General features: G+C 42.0%; 19 protein-coding genes. 10 read left to right on the forward strand and 9 right to left on the reverse strand.

Going from position 1 to position 20,595, the window contains the following annotated elements:
• Positions 1-38: 38 nt before the first annotated feature.
• Both pgi and K370_RS03165 read left to right on the forward strand, forming a co-directional pair.
• Entirely contained in the window at positions 39-1,691 is a 1,653-nt protein-coding gene (gene pgi, locus K370_RS03160) for a glucose-6-phosphate isomerase (RefSeq protein ID WP_047538159.1), read from the forward strand.
• 158 nt (positions 1,692-1,849) lie between these two features.
• Positions 1,850-2,362: a DNA-deoxyinosine glycosylase gene (locus K370_RS03165; RefSeq protein WP_047538162.1), complete on the forward strand. Its 513-nt coding sequence runs from the start codon at positions 1,850-1,852 to the stop codon at positions 2,360-2,362.
• 68 nt (positions 2,363-2,430) lie between these two features.
• Here the strand turns inward: K370_RS03165 and K370_RS03170 are convergent, their stop codons facing one another.
• Genes K370_RS03170 through K370_RS03185 form a run of 4 tightly spaced genes read right to left on the reverse strand, consistent with a single transcriptional unit; the run spans position 2,431 to position 5,522 of the window.
• Positions 2,431-3,384 carry a S49 family peptidase gene (locus tag K370_RS03170; protein WP_047538164.1) on the reverse strand — a complete coding sequence of 318 codons (954 nt, stop codon included), beginning with the start codon at positions 3,382-3,384 and terminating at the stop codon, positions 2,431-2,433.
• Between the two features lie 12 nt (positions 3,385-3,396).
• Positions 3,397-3,759 (reverse strand): Rieske (2Fe-2S) protein, encoded by a 363-nt coding sequence (locus tag K370_RS03175; RefSeq protein ID WP_047538166.1) that lies wholly within the window; start codon positions 3,757-3,759, stop codon positions 3,397-3,399.
• Positions 3,760-3,814: 55 nt separating this feature from the next.
• Positions 3,815-4,492, reverse strand: coding sequence for an HAD-IA family hydrolase (locus tag K370_RS03180; RefSeq protein ID WP_047538168.1), 678 nt, complete (start codon positions 4,490-4,492; stop codon positions 3,815-3,817).
• A gap of 10 nt (positions 4,493-4,502) precedes the next feature.
• Positions 4,503-5,522 (reverse strand): RluA family pseudouridine synthase, encoded by a 1,020-nt coding sequence (locus K370_RS03185; protein WP_047538169.1) that lies wholly within the window; start codon positions 5,520-5,522, stop codon positions 4,503-4,505.
• Between the two features lie 582 nt (positions 5,523-6,104).
• Here K370_RS03185 and K370_RS03190 point away from each other — a divergent pair.
• Positions 6,105-8,813 carry an Rne/Rng family ribonuclease gene (locus K370_RS03190; RefSeq protein WP_047538173.1) on the forward strand — a complete coding sequence of 903 codons (2,709 nt, stop codon included), beginning with the start codon at positions 6,105-6,107 and terminating at the stop codon, positions 8,811-8,813.
• Between the two features lie 63 nt (positions 8,814-8,876).
• Here K370_RS03190 and crcB read toward each other — a convergent pair whose 3' ends face one another.
• On the reverse strand, positions 8,877-9,251 hold the full coding sequence (gene crcB / locus K370_RS03195; protein WP_047538174.1) for a fluoride efflux transporter CrcB: 375 nt from the start codon (positions 9,249-9,251) through the stop codon (positions 8,877-8,879).
• A 104-nt stretch (positions 9,252-9,355) separates the two neighbouring features.
• On the opposite strand from crcB, the gene glgA reads away from it, so the two are divergent.
• Positions 9,356-10,816, forward strand: a complete 1,461-nt coding sequence (gene glgA, locus K370_RS03200; protein WP_047538175.1) for a glycogen synthase GlgA — start codon at positions 9,356-9,358, stop codon at positions 10,814-10,816.
• Positions 10,817-10,969: 153 nt separating this feature from the next.
• Here the strand turns inward: glgA and orn are convergent, their stop codons facing one another.
• Entirely contained in the window at positions 10,970-11,542 is a 573-nt protein-coding gene (gene orn, locus K370_RS03205) for an oligoribonuclease (protein WP_047538181.1), read from the reverse strand.
• 102 nt (positions 11,543-11,644) lie between these two features.
• Here orn and K370_RS03210 point away from each other — a divergent pair, with 102 nt between their 5' ends.
• The 6 genes from K370_RS03210 (at position 11,645) to queD (ending at position 18,229) form a co-directional block, all read left to right on the forward strand.
• Positions 11,645-12,895, forward strand: coding sequence for a M48 family metallopeptidase (locus K370_RS03210; RefSeq protein WP_047538184.1), 1,251 nt, complete (start codon positions 11,645-11,647; stop codon positions 12,893-12,895).
• A gap of 24 nt (positions 12,896-12,919) precedes the next feature.
• The gene (locus K370_RS03215; protein WP_047538186.1) at positions 12,920-13,237 is read left to right on the forward strand and encodes a hypothetical protein; all 318 of its coding nucleotides are present in this window, start codon (positions 12,920-12,922) and stop codon (positions 13,235-13,237) included.
• A gap of 99 nt (positions 13,238-13,336) precedes the next feature.
• Complete coding sequence (gene rsgA / locus K370_RS03220; RefSeq protein WP_047538189.1) at positions 13,337-14,197, forward strand: ribosome small subunit-dependent GTPase A; 861 nt, start codon at positions 13,337-13,339, stop codon at positions 14,195-14,197.
• Between the two features lie 172 nt (positions 14,198-14,369).
• Positions 14,370-15,968 carry an HD-GYP domain-containing protein gene (locus tag K370_RS03225; protein WP_047538191.1) on the forward strand — a complete coding sequence of 533 codons (1,599 nt, stop codon included), beginning with the start codon at positions 14,370-14,372 and terminating at the stop codon, positions 15,966-15,968.
• Positions 15,969-16,026: 58 nt separating this feature from the next.
• Complete coding sequence (locus K370_RS03230; RefSeq protein WP_235272674.1) at positions 16,027-17,772, forward strand: EAL domain-containing protein; 1,746 nt, start codon at positions 16,027-16,029, stop codon at positions 17,770-17,772.
• A 16-nt stretch (positions 17,773-17,788) separates the two neighbouring features.
• The gene (gene queD, locus K370_RS03235; RefSeq protein WP_047538195.1) at positions 17,789-18,229 is read left to right on the forward strand and encodes a 6-carboxytetrahydropterin synthase QueD; all 441 of its coding nucleotides are present in this window, start codon (positions 17,789-17,791) and stop codon (positions 18,227-18,229) included.
• A 29-nt stretch (positions 18,230-18,258) separates the two neighbouring features.
• Here the strand turns inward: queD and rfbD are convergent, their stop codons facing one another.
• Genes rfbD through rfbA form a run of 3 tightly spaced genes read right to left on the reverse strand, consistent with a single transcriptional unit; the run spans position 18,259 to position 20,593 of the window.
• Entirely contained in the window at positions 18,259-19,158 is a 900-nt protein-coding gene (gene rfbD, locus K370_RS03240) for a dTDP-4-dehydrorhamnose reductase (RefSeq protein WP_047538197.1), read from the reverse strand.
• Positions 19,159-19,172: 14 nt separating this feature from the next.
• Positions 19,173-19,718 (reverse strand): dTDP-4-dehydrorhamnose 3,5-epimerase, encoded by a 546-nt coding sequence (gene rfbC / locus K370_RS03245; protein ID WP_047538200.1) that lies wholly within the window; start codon positions 19,716-19,718, stop codon positions 19,173-19,175.
• On the reverse strand, positions 19,718-20,593 hold the full coding sequence (gene rfbA / locus K370_RS03250; protein ID WP_047538928.1) for a glucose-1-phosphate thymidylyltransferase RfbA: 876 nt from the start codon (positions 20,591-20,593) through the stop codon (positions 19,718-19,720). The genes rfbC and rfbA overlap by 1 nt, the downstream gene beginning before the upstream one ends.
• Between the last annotated feature and the right edge of the window lie 2 nt (positions 20,594-20,595).

Consider the following 20,595-nt stretch of genomic DNA (forward strand, 5'->3'; position numbering starts at 1 on the left):
TTAAATATATATAATAACCAATTGTTTTAAAATAATAAATGACGACTCTTACTCAATTCCCCGCTTGGCAAAAACTGTGTGCTCACCAAAAAGATGTGTTGCCTTTACATATGCGCGATCTATTCGCTGCAGACGCAAAACGCTTTGAAAAGTACAGCTTAAAATTTGCCGATATCTTATTTGATTACTCCAAACATCGCATCACGGATGAAACATTGCCTTTGCTGTTGCAAATGGCACGTGAGGCCAAAATTGAACAATGGCGCGATAAAATGTTTGCTGGTGAAAAGATCAATATCACCGAAAATCGCGCGGTATTACATACGGCGCTGCGCAACCGCAGCAATAACCCTGTTTATGTAGACGGCAAAGATGTCATGCCAGACGTCAACGCAGTACTGAAACAAATGCGCAATTTTTCAGAAAAAGTACGCGATGGCAGTTGGAAAGGCTATACAGGCAAACGCATCACCGATATTGTGAATATCGGTATTGGCGGCTCTGATTTAGGCCCAGTGATGGTATGCGATGCGCTAAAACCATACGCTAGCCCCGACCTTAACATTCATTTTGTCTCCAATATTGATGGCGCGCATCTCATGCGCGCGCTTGAAAAATGCAATCCAGAAACGACTCTATTTATTGTCGCGTCTAAAACATTTACCACACAAGAAACCATGACCAATGCCACAACGGCAAGAACCTGGTTTTTAGATTCTGCCAAAGACAATAGCCATGTGGCTAAACACTTTGTGGCTTTATCAACCAACGCAAAAGCAGTGGCCGATTTTGGTATTGATACTGCCAATATGTTCGCGTTTTGGGATTGGGTCGGCGGTCGCTACTCATTATGGTCTGCCATCGGCCTAAGCATCGCCTTATACGTTGGCATGGACAACTTTGAAGCTTTATTGGATGGCGCGCATGAAATGGATCACCACTTCAAAACTGCACCACTAGAGCAGAACATGCCGGTGATTTTGGCATTAATCGGCATTTGGTATAACAACTTCTTTCATGTGGATACACATGCTATCCTGCCTTACGACCAAGGCATGGCACGCTTCCCCGCATATATGCAACAAGCCGATATGGAAAGTAACGGCAAATTTATCTGCCGTGATGGTAGCCGAGTAAAGTATAAAACCGGCCCGGTAATTTGGGGTGAAGCTGGCACAAACGGCCAGCATGCGTTCTACCAATTAATTCATCAAGGTACACAAATCGTTCCTGCTGACTTCTTAATGCCTGTACACAGCCACTATGCAATCGGCAAGCACGGCTATGCTCATCACAAAATTCTGCTGGCTAACTTTTTTGCACAAACGCAATCGTTAATGTTGGGTAAAACCAAAGAAGAAGCACGTGCCGAACTTGAAGAGCAAGGTTTAAGCGGTGAGGAATTGGAAAAATTATTACCGCACAAAGTGTTCGAAGGCAATCGCCCTACTACTTCTATTTTGTTCGATAAATTGACCCCAAATACATTAGGCAAGTTAATTGCGCTATACGAACACAAAATATTTGTGCAAGGCATTTTGTGGGATATCAATAGCTACGACCAATGGGGCGTGGAATACGGCAAACAAATTGCAAAACAAATCTTGCCACAATTAACCAGCGATGAAAAAGTGAGCAATTATGATAGCTCAACCAATGGATTGATTAACCACACCAAAGCAATAAAGTAGTTTTTTGCAGGGCAGGAAAACATAAACCTCCTGTCCTTAATAAGCGCTTAGCGTTTAGGTTGTTCATAAATTTCAATTGAATTTCTTATAAGATTTGAAATATTCTTTGGACTATTTCTTACTATTTTGGTGTCAATTTTCAGAAGCAGTATAGAAGTATGAGCTATGTATGCAGCTTTGAGCCAATCAGCGCCTCCTCGGCAAGAGTGCTCATTCTAGGATCCATTCCGGGAGACGCATCGCTTAAGGCACAGCAATACTACGCAAATCGCCAAAATTCATTTTGGAAAATCATGGCTGAAATCACGGGCGTTTCTCACACAGCGACATATGAGCAGAGGGTAGCCTCTCTCCTTGCATCCAAAATCGCATTGTGGGACGTGCTGGAATCATGCACTCGTCCGGGAAGCATGGATGCATCGATTGTGCGGAGCAGCGTGAAAGTAAACGATTTTGCTCGCTTTTTCTACGAGCATAGTAGCATTGTGGTAATCTGCTTCAACGGTGCCATGGCTGAGGCTGAGTATATTAAGCATGTGCAACCGCTCAACCTTCATGCCAATGCTCGACTTGTTCGCCTGCCCTCTACAAGTCCCGCCTATGCCGCCATGCCCTTCAAGGATAAGCTAGCAGTATGGCGCACTGCGGTTTGTGACAATGGTGCGGAGTGAACTGGTCTTTGGTTACCCAATCCACTCATCAAGCGGAACGCTTAGCACCTATTAATAGGCACTAAGAACTATCTTAACTGCATTCCTTTAACCATTGCATCCAAGCCAACCGATTTCGCCATACTCGCGCCTAAGCGTTTTGCAAAACGGTCAGTAATGCTGTCTTGATAAGTAAAGTCAACGATTTCTTCTTGTTTAATCACTTCGCGCGCGACGTAGTCTGCACTACCTAATGCGTCGGCCAAGCCGATTTTAATACTTTGTTCGCCGCTCCAGAATAAACCGCTGAACGTTTCATTATCTTCTACCAAGCGATTGCCGCGGCCTTCACGCACGATGGTTTTAAACTGCTCGTGTATTTGATTCAGCATGGCTTGCGCTAACTGCTGGTGTTTCGGATTAACCGGTGAGAATGGATCCAGCATAGCTTTGTTTTCGCCAGCGGTTAATAGTCGGCGCTCTACACCCACTTTACCCATCAATCCGGTAAAGCCATAACCATCCATTAGCACGCCGATTGAACCGACAATACTGGCTTTATCCACGTAGATCTTGTCAGTCGCCGCTGCAATGTAATAACCGCCAGAAGCGCAAATATCTTCCACTACCGCATACACAGGAATAGTCGGATGCAGTTTCTTCTGGCGCCTGATTTCATCGTAAATAATGCCCGCTTGCACTGGACTGCCGCCTGGGCTGTTGATGCGCAAAATAATACCTTTGGTGCCTTTATTTTCGTAGGCATCGTTTAAGCTGCCCATGACAGAATCGGCATTCACCTCACCACCGGCCTCAATCACGCCAGAAACTTCGATCAATGCCGTATGTGCGCCGGTTGCCGTTTTAGCATTGCTTATCCAACCTAAGGCATAAAACAGCACAATAAATAAATAGACAAACATTAATACTTTAAAAAATATACTCCAGCGCCTTGCTGTTTTTTGCTCTTTCAAGCCAGACAAAGCCAGTTTTTCGATGGTTTGTTGTTGCCAGTTACTATCTTGTTGATTTGGGTCAGACATTCAATTTTCCTATTAGCGGGTTTTATGTAGTTGGTCTAAATGTATTGTAATTTGTTGATTTTGTTCAGTAACCATTAATGCTTGCAGATTTTTGCCTTTGCATGGCCCCATCATACAATGTCCTGTATCCGGTGCATAATGCGCACCATGGGTTGCGCAAATTAAATAATCCTTGTTTACAGTAAAAAATTCTCCCTGATTCCAATCCAACTCAATCGGCACATGCGCGCAGCGATTCACATAAGCATACGCTTTTCCATGAAAACGGATGACAAAACCAGTCACCATTTCACCCAACTGCGGTAAATCGAACCTTAAGCCAATCGATTTTTCGACCAAATCATGGCTATTTAAAGTGATGGTGTGTTTTTGCATTTGGTTTGCTTGAATAGTTTTATCTATCACTCGGTTGGTTTTAGCGTCTAACCAGTCAAATCTCTCTTAATAGCCAAGTACTTAACTCATCAAAACGATGAAATAATTGTAATGGATTATAACTCAATAACTTTTCGCCCGCTTGTGCTCCAAACGTCACTCCAACCGCGTTTACGCCGGCATTTTGCGCCATTTGCAAATCATAATTGGTATCGCCAATCATCAAGGTGCGTTCTGGTGTAATCACCAGCTTATCCATTATCTCATCCAGCATTTGTGGATGCGGCTTGGAAAAACATTCATCCACCGTGCGTGTAGCATGAAAATAATTGCTTAAACCGCAATGTTGTAGCGCAAGATTTAAACCTCGCCGACCTTTGCCAGTGGCCACGGCTAATTTAAAACCGCGGCGATTCAACTCAATAACAGTTTCTTTTGCGCCCTCAAATAGTGGAATTTCACTTTCGCCAGCATAATAATTTGTCGTATATTGAGTCGCTAAAGCCTGGGCTTGCGCGGCAGGAATATCACCATACAAGGCATAAATTGATTCTTTTAGGCCCAAGCCAATAATATTACTAGCGGCTTGTGGGTCTAATGTTGGCAATCCAACCTGCTCTGCTGCCTTAACAATCGCATTCACAATCATGCCAGTAGAATTGGCAATGGTGCCATCCCAATCCCAAACGATTAAATCAAACTGCCTGTTTTTATGCGTATTTATTTCTAACATATTGATATTGTTAACCTTCTAACTTTTTCAGATTATTCATAAACCTTTGTAAGTCTTGCGGCAATGGTGCAATTAACTTCAGCTTTTCAGCGGATACAGGATGCCGCAGATTTGTTTCAACTGAATGTAAAAACATGCGCTTCAAGCCTTTTTTCTGTAAAGCCTTATTGTTTGCAAAATCGCCATATTTATCATCACCCAAAATCGGAAAACCCAAATGCGCTAACTGCACGCGTAGCTGATGTGTGCGCCCAGTAACGAGCTGCGCTTCTAGCAGGCTAAATCCATCAAAAGCCTGTTTTAAATAGAAAATAGTTTCTGAATGTTGTGCCTGATCGTATTTATCTTTACTTTTATCCATCACAACATTTACACGGCGTTCACCATTGGGCAATACATATTTTTGCAAATCCAAAGTTACGCGTTTTTTCTTTTCACTCCACTCACCAGCTACCAGCATCAAATAACGTTTATCAGTCTGGTTATTTCGAATCATTTCATGCAACGCCACCAATGCAGCACGCTTCTTTGCCAACATTAATACACCAGAAGTTTCACGATCCAGCCGATGTACCAACTCCAAAAACTTGGCTTTCGGCCGTTCCATACGCAATTGCTCAATCACGCCACGACTGACTCCGCTACCGCCATGCACAGCAAAACCTGCTGGTTTATCAATCACTAATAGCGCATCGTCTTCGAAAATAATAGTACTTTCTAATACTGACTTAGCAGGCTGTTCAGACCTCTGATTCTCTAATAACTCTTTATCATTGGAAGCAATACGAATCGGCGGCACGCGCACGATATCGCCAATTACCAACTTGTACGAAGCATCAGTACGACCTTTATTCACGCGCACTTCACCACTACGCAAAATGCGATAAATATGACTTTTTGGTACACCTTTAAGTACCTTGGCCAGAAAATTATCAATGCGCTGACCTTCACTGGCTTCATCAACGGTCACATTGGCTGCAGCGTGGGCACCTATCGGTTTTTCTGGCTGGATATTTTGTTCTATTTGCATGTTTAATTTTTTGCGTAAACGGCTGATTACGCCTATACTGTTGATGTTGTTGAATTTAAATTGCTTAAAAGCATGTCGACAAACACTTAATTATTAACTTACTCGCAAAACGAATAAGTTGATGACAAAAATATCTGGCTAATACCGCTCGCCATATTTAAGTAGCGATAAAACAATTGCGCTCTAGCCGCCGCAGACAAATAAACATAAACGCGACTGAAGTTACTGAAGACCGAATTTTAACGAATTTATGCCAAACTATATATAGAATTCAAAACTATATATAAATTTAACGGGCATAAATTTTAATATCATCAATTTTAAGATGACGAGACATTTTTCAATCAATTAAAAAAAACGTAACCAAGCTATTTCTATCATTAGAAATGGTTACAATTAACTAAAACGCTACAAGCGTCCGATTGATTTTAAGCAGCCAAGACGCTGCGCCGATGCTCATGCATGCTTAAATTTAGCGCGATTTTATATCATGCGCCTTGAAGATACCCTTCAGCCACTTTCAATCAAAGTAAATTATTCACAGTTATAACTGTCTGCATTGCTCGAGCGCGGGAGCAATCAATGAAACGCATGTTATTTAATGCAACGCAATCAGAAGAATTACGCGTTGCAATCGTAGATGGGCAAAAACTCGTCGATTTAGATATTGAACACGCAGGTAAAGAACAACGTAAAAGTAATATTTACAAAGGCGTTATTACCCGTGTAGAACCATCCCTTGAAGCCGCTTTTGTCGATTATGGCAATGAGCGTCATGGCTTTTTACCCTTTAAAGAAATCTCACGCAGCTACTATTCTGAAAAAGTAGAAGGTGGTAAAGCGCGCATCCAGGACGTCATCAAAGAAGGTCAGGAATTAATCGTTCAAGTGGATAAAGATGAACGTGGAAACAAAGGCGCTGCCTTGACCACCTACATCTCACTAGCTGGCCGCTATTTAGTGTTAATGCCAAACAATCCACGTGGCGGCGGTGTTTCTCGCCGTATCGAGGGCGAAGATCGCAACGAATTGCGTGATGTGATGGCTCAATTAGAAGTACCAAATGGTATGAGCATTATTGCGCGTACTGCGGGTATCGGCAGAAATGCAGAAGAATTGCAGTGGGATTTAAACTACTTAACCCAGTTATGGACTGCGGTTGAAGAAGCCTCACACATTCAACCTGGTGCATTTTTAATTTACCAGGAAGGCAGCTTAGTGATTCGCGCGATTCGCGATTACTTTAGCGCCGATATCGGTGAGATTTTAATCGATACGCCAGACGTACATGAACAAGCTGTACAGTTTATGAACCACGTGATGCCAGGCAATGTAGCGCGTGTGAAATTGTACCAAGACGAAATTCCGCTATTCTCACGTTTCCAAATTGAACATCAAATTGAATCGGCCTTTTCACGTGAAGTGCGCTTGCCTTCTGGCGGCGCGATTGTCATTGACCATACCGAAGCTTTGGTTTCAGTAGACGTTAACTCTGGCCGCAGCATTAAAGGTGCAGATATTGAGCAAACTGCGTTTAACACCAACTTGGAAGCCGCTGAAGAAGTTGCGCGCCAATTGCGCTTGCGTGACCTTGGCGGCTTAGTGGTGATCGACTTTATTGATATGGAAAGCCAACGCAATCAACGCGAAGTAGAAAATACGCTACGCGATGCTTTACATGCAGATCGTGCACGTGTACAAACTGGAAAAATCTCACGCTTTGGTTTGCTAGAGCTTTCGCGTCAGCGTTTACGTCCAAGTTTAGGTGAAACCAATCACGCAGCCTGCCCACGTTGTAGCGGTACAGGCCATATTCGCGGTATCGAATCAACCGCCCTGCACATCTTGCGTATTACGCAAGAAGAAGCAATGAAAGACAATAGCGCGATTATTCAAGTGCAACTGCCTGTCGAAGCAGCTACTTTCTTGTTGAATGAAAAGCGTGCGGATATTCATAAAATCGAGCAGCGCATGGGTGTTGAAGTCATTTTGATTCCAAATATCCATATGGAAACGCCGAATTATAGCATCACGCGCATCAAGCAAGATGACGTGACAGAAGAAACATCCCAAGTCAGCTACAAAATGGTTGAATTGCCAGCTGAAACTGCTTATGAACGCGGCTTAAATGAAGAAGCCAAGCCAAAAGCACCGGAAGCACTGGTTAAAGGCATTAAAACAGCAACCTCTGCACCGCTTGTAGAACAGAAAGCGACTGAAATCACTGCACCTGCAAAAGTTTCACTATTCGGCCGCATTAAACAATGGTTCGGTGCTAAACCTGAACCGAAAGCTGAAGAAACGACAGCGGATAAAGCAACGCGCGAAACACGTGAAAATGCTCGCAATAACGATCGTAATCGCAATAGTAATCGCAACCGCAATCGTAATAATGATCGCAATGCCAACAATCGTGATCGCAACAATTCAGCGAGTACTGAGCGCAGTGATAAGCCGCAGCAACAGGCAAAACCACAACAGCCGCGCCAAGAACGTCCTGTACGTCAAGACAAGCCACATGAGTCTAAAAATGCATTAAATAACGAAGCACGTGCTGATGTTGCTGAAAAAATAGAAGCGGCTACAACAAATCTGCCGACACAAGGTAATCCAGTTACCGATGCAAATCAAGCGCCTCGCCAAGAGCGCAGCGGTCGCCGTAGTCGTGGTGGTCGTAATCGTAAAAACCGTGACGGCAACCGCGATGAGAATCGTGAGCCACGTGACCCAAATGCAGCAACCCCTGCTTTTGTACCGAATGATGTGGTTGTAGACAATACGCCAATTATTGTGCAAGTTGCAGCACCTGAACCTATTGTTCAAATTGAAACAGTGCAAGAGAAAACTGTTCAAGAAAAAGAGACCCAAGCGCAAAAACCAGCGTCATCAAAAGCGCCGGCAGCAAAAACAGCGTCCAATAAAGCTGAGCCAAAAACGAAAGCGAAACCCGAATTAAAATCGGAAGCCGTCACCGAGGCGAATGCTGAAATAGCGACAAAAGTTGACGCGGCGAATACAACAGCTGTGCCAGAAAAACCTGTGAAAGCTAAAGCAGAGAAAAAGCCTGCCACACGTAAACCCGCCAAAACTGCTAAAGCGACAGACTCTAAACCGCTTGATTTAAGCGCCAGTGGCTTGCAATTAGTAGAAACAAAAGGCGATGTGAAAATAACACCGCCAGTGGCTGAAGAACCTAAACCACGCGCTGCTCGCAAAGCACCTAACTGGAAAAAAGATGCAGAATCAAAAAATGATGATGCACCTTTAGTGATGGTAGAAACACAAAAATAGTATTAAAAAGTCGTTAATGCAAATAAAAAGCCTGACTTGTTCAGGCTTTTTATTTATCGGTAGTTAATTGCGCCAATATTGCATCAATGCAAAACCAATAGCTGTCATTACTAAGCTACCTAAAACATGGCTGGCAATATGCCCTGCCGCCCATGCGTACTCTTGCTTGTGTAAATAGTGAAAAGCTTCTGCAGAAAATGCAGAGAAAGTTGTTAAGCCGCCTAAAAAACCGGTTGTTATAAATAAACGCAATTCGTTTTGGTGTGGCGTAGCGACAAAATAAGCTATCGCCATGCCCATTAAAAAACCGCCAGCCAAATTGGCAATTAACGTGCCGAGTGGAAATAAGCTGGCGTTAAACGCGAGACCTAAGCCCCATCGTGCCCAAGCCCCTACCGCTGCCCCGCCTCCCACTGCAAGCCATTGTCCTGCTGCCATATCAAACTTTCTCATTCAAAATATTGATAAAATCTTTGTGTTTATAAAAATTTAGCTTAACCACTATAATATTAAATATACCATCTAATTCATGAAAGCACATTTTGCGCGTTTTATTTGCCACCTCAGAAGCTTATCCACTCATCAAAACCGGCGGCCTTGCGGATGTTAGTGGGGCTCTGCCAAAGGCGATTCAGCAATTACCAACGTTTGATGGCGAAATAAAGCTATTAATACCTGGTTATAGCGCTGTTTTGGCTAAGCTAAAAAATATCAAAGTAATTACCGACATTCAGGTTTTAAACCAAGCTTGCTCAATCATCACCGGCAAGATGCCTGACAGCGATTTAGATGTGATTGTGATTAAAAATGCGTATCTATATGAACGCGTAGACGGCCCCTATAGCGACGAAAATGGTAAGGACTGGCCCGATAATCCACTAAGGTTTGGCGTGCTCTCGCGTGTTGCCAGTCTTTTATGCAGTGCAAAAAGCCCAATGCCGGATTGGATTCCAGACCTGATTCAATGTAATGACTGGCAAACTGGTTTAACACCTGCTTACATGAAGTTAATAGACAATAGCCAGACAAAATCCATTTTAAGCATTCACAATCTGGCTTTTCAAGGTAACTTTGATGCGAGCTGGATAAGCCTGTTGGAACTGCCCATTGAGCATTTCAAGATGGATGGTTATGAGTATTTTAACCAAGTGTCATTTTTAAAAGCCGGGCTTTTTTATGCCGACCAGTTAAGTACGGTAAGCCCGACCTACGCAAAAGAAATTCAAACGGAAACATTTGGCTTTGGCCTGCAAGGCCTATTGGCAACACGTAGCAATGCATTAACCGGTATTTTAAACGGCATTGATACGCAAGAATGGAATCCTGCAACGGATGCGCATTTATCCAAAAATTTTAGCAATAAACGCATTACTGGCAAACAAACGGTAAAACAAGCTTTACAGCAACAACTTGGGCTTCAAAATGATGCAAATGCTCCATTATTGGGCATCGTCAGTCGATTAACTCATCAAAAAGGGTTAGATTTATTGCCGTCCATCATGCCGCAACTGATTCAGCAAGGTTGTCAATTTGCTATTTTAGGTAGCGGCGATAAAATGCTGGAAGCCAGTTTTAACGATTTAGCTGAGCAATTTCCCAATCAGGTCAGCATGAATACTGGCTACCATGAACACCTTTCGCATAACATTATGGCGGGAGCTGATTTGTTTATCATGCCCTCTCGTTTTGAGCCTTGCGGCTTAAATCAACTATACGGCTTATCTTACGGAACACCGCCAATTGTAACGGCTACAGGCGGTTTAGCTGATTCTGTTACCGATACTACCGATGCAACAATTAAAGACCATACTGCGACTGGATTTATCATCCAGTCGACCACTTCTACGTCACTTCTGCTCACGATTCAACGCGCGGTGGAAATATGGAAAAACAAGAAAACGCGGCGAGAAATTCAAAAAAACGGCATGAATCGCGAAGTAAGCTGGGCATTCAGTGCGCAGTTATATTTAGATTTGTATGAGAAAACGCTATTAACTAATTAGGATGAAAAATTGGCACGGCTAATGCTTATATAAAATTAAGCTTCTCCAAAGCCAAATTCTCCTCCCTAGGGGTATAACTTTAATCAGTTATGCCCCCTTTTTTTTACCCTGCAATATTTTGCTTAAAACCAAGCTGGTTTGAGCCAACAATTTTTACTTAACAATAAAATGCTCGCGATAATATTTAAGCTCATCAATCGACTCATAAATATCCGCTAACGCTTCATGTTTGCTGGCCTTTTTAAAACCAGAATAAATAGTCGGTTTCCAGCGGCGCGCCAGCTCTTTAAATACGCTTACATCTAAATTGCGATAATGAAAATAGGTTTCTAAATCAGGCATATAACGTGCCATAAAGCGCCTATCCTGGCAGATAGAATTGCCACACATGGGCGACTTTCCAGCAGGAACATGTTGCTTTAAGAACACAATCATTTGCTCAGTGGCGGCCTGCTCATCCAACGTACTCGCTTTCACTTTTTCGATTAATCCACTACGTCCGTGTGTCCCTTTATTCCAAGCGTCCATGCCATCTAACACACTATCAGCCTGATGAATAACCAATACCGGAGATTCGGCCAATACGTTTAAATCTGCATCTGTCACCACAGCCGCAAGTTCTAAAATACGATCGCTGTCTGGCAGCAAACCACTCATTTCCATATCTAGCCAGATTAAATTGTCATTATTTTGGTTATTGCTGGGAGCGCTCATCATGATTTCCATTAAATACAGTTAAAAAATTTAAATTATTGTGCGCAAAATTGAACGTACTGCGCATTAATGCTTCACAATAACATTATATTTAATATTTAAGCTTTTAACCGTATGGCATCCACGCTCACATTTGTTTTTATTTTCTTATTAATCGCAACGACAGCTACGCGCATTTGGCTTGGCTCGCGACACATCAAATATGTACAGGCGCATCGCGTTGCGGTGCCCACAGCCTTTTCAGGCAATATCAGTTTAGAATCCCATCAAAAAGCGGCTGACTACACCAGCGCAAAAAGCAAATTAGCTTTAATCGAAGTGGCAGTACAAGCGATATTATTAGCGATATTGACCGTAGGCGGCGGCTTGCAGTGGATAGATGATGCTTGGTTTAACATATTATCTGGTCACGAAATCATTCGCGGTGCTTTGGTCATTTGTACAGCTCTATTAGTCAGCAGCTTAATTGACATTCCATTCGATTACTACAAAACATTCACCATCGATGAACAATTTGGCTTTAATAAAATGACGCCTGCAATGTTTTTTAGCGACATGTTAAAACACAGCTTGGTTGGCTTGGTACTTGGCGCCCCGATTCTATTTGCCGCCTTATGGTTAATGCAAGGTGCCGGTGAATACTGGTGGTTTTATTTGTGGGTGGTTTGGAGTGTATTTAATATTGTTATGTTGGCGGTTTACCCAACCTTTATTGCTCCATTATTTAATAAATTTACACCACTGACGGATGAGAATCTGAAAGCGCGTATTGAAGCGCTTTTAATAAAATGCGGCTTTAAATCGCAAGGCTTGTTTGTGATGGATGGCTCTGCGCGCAGCAGCCACGGCAATGCCTATTTCACAGGTTTTGGCAGCAGCAAACGTGTCGTGTTTTTTGATACATTATTAAGCCGATTAAATGAGCAGGAAATTGAAGCTGTGCTAGCACATGAACTTGGGCATTTTAAGCATCACCATGTGATTAAACGCATCGCCATGCTATTTTTTATGAGCTTTGTGGGTTTAGCATTATTAGGCTGGTTAATGAACCAAGCTTGGTTCTACAATGGTTTGGGCGTTACTGAGATGAGCAATCACATGGCGTTGCTATTGTTTTTACTGGTGTCGCCAGTATTCTTGTTTATATTGCGCCCTTTCATGGCAAGCTACTCACGCAAAAATGAGTTCGAAGCTGATGACTACGCGGCTAAACACGCCGATGCCAATCATTTGGTTGATGCATTGGTTAAGTTATATCGTGATAACGCATCAACGCTTACACCGGACCCATTGCATTCAGCGTTTTATGACTCTCATCCGCCTGCGAGTATCCGTATCTCAAAATTAACGGCATATACACATTAACAGGTATTCATATAGGCCAACGAAATGCTAAAAACTTTATTGATATTAATGATTTCAACGGTTTTTAGCTTAACTCTTCAGGCTGATGAGTTATTTCCAAAGGCAGATATTAATGCAGGCAAAGCGCTTGTCGAGACACATTGCATCAGTTGCCATGCCAGTAGCTTCGGCGGCGATGGCTCCGGCATTTACACACGTGAATACAGAAAAGTGCAGACTACCAAAGGTTTAATCGCGCAGGTACGTAACTGTAATACTATGCTAGGTTTGAAATGGTTTGAAGATGAAGAACTTAATGTGGCTGCTTATTTAAATCAAACTTACTATAAACTTGAGCGTTAATACAGAATAACTACTTTTCAAATTAAGCACTTTCAAAACATCTACCCTCAAAACACTCACTTTCAAATATTAGGCTCAATCATTGAAGAATAATCAGTTATGCCACAAGGTTTAGTCGTCGCATCGTACGGCAAACGCTATGATGTAGAACTCGCAGACAAAACACGCATCAAGTGTGTCACACGTGGCAAAAAAACCGATTTGGCCTGCGGTGATAATGTGAATATCAAACTCACAGACAAAGCTGAAGGCGTTGTGGAATCGAGCCTGCCGCGCACTTCTCTGCTATATCGCAGCAATGAATATAAAAGTAAAATTCTCGCGGCCAATGTCACGCAAATCGTTATCGTATTAGCGACTCAGCCGAGTTTTTATGAGGCATTATTAAATCGTTGCCTGATCGCTGCTGAAGCCGCCAATATCAAACCGCTTATCGTACTGAACAAATGCGATTTAAATGATGATGACAATGCAAAAACCCGGCTGCAACTATATAGCGACTTAGGCTACGAAGTCGTTCATTTGTCGGCCAAGCAAGATATTCAGGTATTACATCAATATTTAGCTAATCATCGCAGTGTTTTAGTCGGCCAATCAGGCATGGGGAAATCCACAATCATTAATGCTTTATTGCCAAATATGCATGTACGCACCCAAGAAATCAGTACCGTATTGGATAGCGGAAAACATACAACGACCGCAACGCATTTGTATCATTTAGACAGCAATAGCAGCTTGATCGACTCACCTGGCTTGCAAGAGTTTGGCCTTAATCATCTTTCAAATGAACAGCTGGAGTTAGCATTTAAAGAATTTAGACCTTATTTAGGCAAGTGCCGATTTAATAACTGTAAGCATTCGCACGAACCGGATTGCGCAGTGATTAATGCGGTTAATGACGGTAAAATTTCAAGCATAAGGCTCAATCTCTACAAAAACTTATCCGGCGAATTGTCTTAATTAATTGCTGGAAGCTACTTACCGCGAGTTTGCTTGCGCAGTTTCACTTATGCTAGGTTTCACTTGTGCTAGGCTTCACTTAGCAACCATTATGATTTAACATCACCAATTGAATCTATAAGTTATATAGTCAATATCCAAATTTACTTTATTTTCATACCTAAAATTAAAAATGATTGACTTAAAAAGAGAGCGGGTAGAAATAACAAGATTGGCGCTGGGTATGTATATTGCGGAGCTGGACAGGCCGTGGATAGGTACGCCTTTTATGTTACAAGGTTTTTTGCTGGATAATCAATCCGATCTAGACACCTTGGTATCTATTTGCCAGTTTGTGTATGTTGACCGCACAAAATCAGTTGGCGATCAATTTATTTCGCCCGCCAAACAAAACACAGCCATCAAGCATGAAGGCTCTGTCATTAAGTTAAAAAATCCGAACAGCATGCTTTCTGACAAGCAAATATATGGCAATAGCACAACACAACACAGCACTAAAATCTCATTTTTAGATGTTTTAAAAGAAGTAAAAAATTATCAACACAAGCAAAATGCATCGCCCAATAGCAGTAGTGATAGCACAGTATATAACATGCGTCATGGTGCAAATACTGCCACACAAGAAGCTCTGCCCTATCCTCACTCGCCAGAATCCAATCAGAAATCTGTAACCCAACAATTAGTAGAAGACCTCAGTGGATTTGTTGCTGGCTTATTTAATAAACGGAATAAAATTAAAAATTCTATTAACCACTCTGCAGAGGCTCAATCTAAACAAGCTGTGGATGATGACGGTTATAGGATCACGATTTTTGAGGAAGAGCCGCCCGTTGAAAACGAAATTTTAGCGATAGCACCTGTTTATGAGCAATCTCAAATTGCAACACGTGATATTTTTGAGTCAGTCGCCAATGAGCAGAATCTCGACTTAACCGCTGTCAGTGAGATTTTAGACAGCATGGTAGAAAGCATTGGCCGCACACCGGATGCTTTACTGTGGCTGGCAAAATTAAAAAAGACCGACGATTATGCCTATAACCATGCTCTGAATGTTTCAATAACTTTGATGGCTTTTGGTAATTTTCTAGCACTATCAAAAAAACAAATTAAAGAACTCGGCTTAGCTGGTTTATTACAAGATGTCGGTAAAGTTAAAATCTCTGCGGATATTTTATTGAAAGAAGGCAAACTGACGCGTGAAGAATATGAACATGCCAAAAAGCACGTTGATGAAAGCCTGAAAATCTTAGATACCACACCGGACATACCGGATACAACCATATTTCTGGTCGCCCAACATCATGAGCGCATTGATGGCAGTGGCTACCCATTTCAGTTGAAAGGCAATCAAATCAGCCTTGTATCGCAAATTTCCGGATTAATTGATACTTACTGTGCGTTAACTAGCCATAAAAGCTATGCCAGAGGTGTGGTTCATCAACAGGCTTTAGATGAAATACATCAATTAAGTGGCAAGCAATTTAGCGCAGAGCTGATTGATCAGTTAGTGCAGTTTATGGGTATGTATCCAGTCAGTTCACTGGTAGAACTCAACACTGGCGAAGTTGCCGTCGTGATTCAGCAAAACCAAGTAAGACGATTACTGCCGCGCCTGATGTTACTGCTGGATCCAGACAAAGTGCGTTACGATGCGCCTGTGATATTGAATCTGCTCAACAGCCCCAGCACCCCTTCCGGCGAAGCGTATAAAATTGTCAACAGCCTCGCGCCCGATAGCTATGGCTTAAATCCCAATGATTTTTATCTTTAATTGATTATTTCTCAGCAAGCCATCGCATTCAGTTAATCTTATGTTAATCAATAATAAAATGGCAGATAAAACTCGCTCTGAAGAACCATCAGAACCCGAGCAGCCATTAGAAATTGAAATTGTCTACACCGAGCAAGAAATTGCACATAAACTCAGCCATTATGGGCTTAATCAGAAATCACTACTTGCTAATCTCGAAGTCAACGTTGATGCATTGCAAAAATACACTCTTTTAGAAAAAGAGGCCAATAATCTCTTTTTGATTGACCTGAAAAACGCACTGCACAATTGGCCAAAAAGTTTAGACTTAAGCCAGTTTACGCAACAAATTAATCAACTAATATTTTTATGGCTAAATGCCATTCAAAATGGATTAAGCATACAAAATATACTTAACTGCCTGAGCGGCCTGGAATCCAACTCGCTGTTTAGTAAAGAAAATACTAAAAAACTGCATTTACTTTTGTTTGATATGGTTGCCGAAACGACGCAACAATACCAGCAGCATCAGCTTGATTATTCACTCAATTTTGATCAGTACACGCAACTACCGAATGCGAACCTAATATTAAGCGCATTAGAAAAAACGATTAAAGAAGCCAGTCCTAATCAATTCATCGCTTTATTTTCAATTCAATTTCAAATTGCCAGAAACCGCCCTGTTTTTTCGCACATCCTTACAATTAACTTAAGTCAAAAGATCGCGTCAATTCTCAAACAAAATATAGCAACGGACATTATTTTGTTTCATAGCGGAAATTTACAGTTTGATTTATTGATACCCGATTTAAACAATACCAGCCACCTTGACTTGCTTGCCGCAAAAATAAACCGTGCCTTTGAAGAAATTCTGCTGTTAAAGCATGATTCTGTTCTTGTAACGCCATTCGCTGGCGCTGCAGTGATACAGCAATCGGCAAAAGATAGCCTTGATTTATATGAAAATGCCAAATCAGCGCTAGAAAATGCCATTACAAAACACCAGCAATTTGTCAAATACTCAGAATCGATCGAAGAAGAATTACAGCTACACAACGATTTAGAAAGTAAAGTATTAGAGGCTTTTTCCACCGATAGTCTAACGTTGTTTTTTCAACCAATTATTGACCTTAATCAATCGACCTGCGCTGGCGCCGAACTGTTATTGCGTTGGTGTGACGATACAGGAGATAACGTTTATCCGAGCGTGACAATCGAGATTTTAAATAAAGTGGGCAAAGGAAAATTATTCACGCGCTGGTTAATCAATTCAGCCTGCCGATACGCGAGCGAATTGATACATGAACATCATTTGCCCATTTATTTAACCATCAACCTGCGTGCAGAAGATTTATACGACATTGAATTACAGCATTTATTGCTGCAGACATTGGCTTTATGGAAAATTTCACCGCAGGATATTGTGCTTGAAATCACTGAAAATGGTTTTTTAGAATACAACGAAACCTCACTATCGGTCATCCAATCACTGTCTGATAATGGCTTCAGGCTGGCATTGGACGATTTTGGTATCGGATTTTCCTCTCTTTCACGATTGCGTACCATGCCGATTGATTTAATTAAAATCGATCAATCTTTCGTGCGTGATATTAAACATTCAGCCGATGATTTCGAAATCGTCAAATCAATCGCCATGCTTGCCAATAGTTTAGGTAAGGAAGTGTTAGCCGAAGGTATTGAAGATAAAGATTGCCTAGACTTGATTAAGCAAATGAAAATTCATAAATGTCAGGGGTATTACTTTGCAAAACCCATGCCATTTGAACAGTTTGTGACGTGGGCAAAACAGCACCAACCCACCTAAATGCTATAATAGCCTCATGCAAATTACCACTCGTTTAGAATTTGATGCAGGTCATCGCATTCCTTCTCACAAAAGCCAATGCCGCAACCTGCATGGGCATCGTTATACTTTAGAAATCACCTTATCTGGCGACATTATTACGCAAGACAACGTATCCGAAAGTGGTATGGTGATGGATTTTTCTGATGTGAAACGCATTGCGCGTGAAAGCGTAGTCGATGTTTGGGATCATGCCTTTTTAGTATTTAAAGATGATCTGGAGGTGCTGAATTTTTTGAACTCACTGCCCAATCATAAGACGGTGGTCTTTCCTACCGTGCCAACAGCAGAAAATATGGCTGCTGAAGCATTCAAAATCCTAAAAAGCCAGTACAAAGATATCTATGGGAATCACTTACAATTAGAGCGTGTGCGACTATATGAAACGCCGAATAGCTGGGCTGATGCGCTGAGTTAATTTACTCAATCAATTTAAAGCTCGCTGGCTTAAAGCTTAACTAGCTGCATAACCTGTTGTAAACCCGCTTGCCAATCCGGCAACATCACCTTAAATACCTGATTCAATTTACTATTACTCAAACTTGAATTGACAGGGCGCGCCGCTGGTGTTGGATATTCTACCGTCGGAATCCCCGCAATATTTTCTACATTGGCTTTAAGTGGCGGCCAATTTTTGCTTACAGCCAATTGGTTATATTCATCTACAATCGCACAGCTAAAACCATGCCAAGTAGTTTTACCTTGATTGGTTAAATGATAAATACCTGTTTGGCTGGCGTTTTGCGGTTGCCATGGTGTCAATAGCGAAACGACTGCGTCTGCAATACTTTCGCTACTGGTCGGTGCGCCAAACTGGTCAGCCACAATGCGTAAGCTATCGCGCTCGCTTGCCAAACGAATAATCGTCTTTAAAAAATTTTTACCGTAAGCGCCGTAAACCCAGCTAGTACGCAAAATCAAATGCGGCAAATTCACTGCACGAATCGCATCTTCTCCGGCAAGTTTACTTTTGCCATATACACTTAATGGATTAACTAAGTCGTTTTCTACATAAGCACCAGGTTTTGAGCCATCGTACACATAGTCCGTTGAGAAATGAATCAGCGCTGCATTCAATTTGGCGGCCTCTTCAGCCAAAATCTGTGGTGCAATCGCATTGATTGCATAGGCTAAATCGGGTTCTGTTTCTGCTTTATCAACTGCAGTATATGCGGCTGGGTTAATGATTAAATCTGGCTGAATCATTTGCACAATACGACGAATCGCAGCGCCATCGCTTAAATCCAGTTGTTCACGGTTTAACGCTACCACGTCATATTGCATTAATCTGTTTTGCAACGCATGGCCAACCTGCCCGTTCACGCCCGTTAGTAGAATTTTTTTCATTTTTATTGTGCGTGCTAAATGAATTTTTTAGCGTCTTGCAAACTTAAACCGACACTATCTTTAGCTGACAATATTGGCGTATCTTGCAAAGGCCAGTCTATTTCCACACTTGGATCATCCCATTTAAGACAACATTCATGCTGTGGCGCATAAAAATCGGTTGTTTTATACAAAAATTCAGCGGTTTCCGACAACACTAAAAAACCGTGTGCAAAACCTGGTGGAATCCACATCTGGCGTTTACTCTCACCAGATAAGCGTGTGCCTTCCCATTGTCCAAAAGTAGCTGACGATTCGCGCAAATCTACCGCCACATCGAAAACTTCTCCTTGCGTCACGCGTACCAACTTACCTTGTGCCTGCTCAATCTGATAATGCAAACCACGCAATACGTTTTTAGCCGATTTTGAATGGTTATCCTGCACAAAACTTACATTTAAACCTGTCGCTTGCTTAAATACTTTTGCATTAAAACTTTCGAAGAAGAAACCTCTTTCATCGCCGAATACTTTAGGCTCAAAAATAATCACCTCTGGAATGCTGGTTCTAATAATCTGCATTAAAACACCTGTTCCGTCAGTAGTAATTTAAGGTATTGCCCATAGCCATTTTTGGCATATTTATTCGCCAAAATTTCCAATTGTGTCGCATCGATAAACCCCATGCGGTAAGCAATCTCTTCCGGACAAGCGATTTTTAATCCCTGGCGCTTTTCAATCGTCTGGATAAACGTACTGGCTTCTAATAATGATTCATGCGTACCTGTGTCTAGCCAAGCCATACCGCGACCCATTACTTCTACTTGCAAATCACCCCATTCCAAATACTGACGATTCACATCGGTAATTTCCAGCTCACCACGTGCAGACGGTTTCATATTCTTGGCAATTTCTACCACGCGGTTATCGTAAAAATACAAACCCGTGACCGCATAGCGTGATTTAGGTTGTTTAGGCTTTTCCTCCAAACTAACCGCTTTACCTGCCGCGTCAAACTCCACTACACCATAACGTTCAGGATCATGTACTGGGTAAGCAAAAACAGTAGCGCCTTGCGTACGTTTTGCTGCATTTTGTGCCATTAAGGCTAATTCGTGACCATAAAAAATATTATCACCAAGTACTAACGCGCAAGGATCGTCGCCAATAAATTGCTCACCTATGATAAAAGCTTGTGCCAAACCGTCCGGTGAAGGCTGGACTGCATATTGAATATCCATTCCCCACTGCGCACCATCGCCTAACAGCTCTTTAAAACGCGGTGTATCTTGCGGTGTGGAAATGATTAATACCTCACGTATGCCGGCTAACATCAACGCAGATAAAGGATAATAAATCATCGGCTTATCATAAACAGGCAGCAACTGTTTAGAAACCACTTGTGTCACTGGATATAAGCGCGTACCTGAGCCGCCCGCTAAAACAATGCCCTTCATGG

It is taken from the genome of Methylotenera versatilis 7, from assembly GCF_000799165.1.
GTDB classification, from domain to species: domain Bacteria; phylum Pseudomonadota; class Gammaproteobacteria; order Burkholderiales; family Methylophilaceae; genus Methylotenera_A; species Methylotenera_A versatilis_A.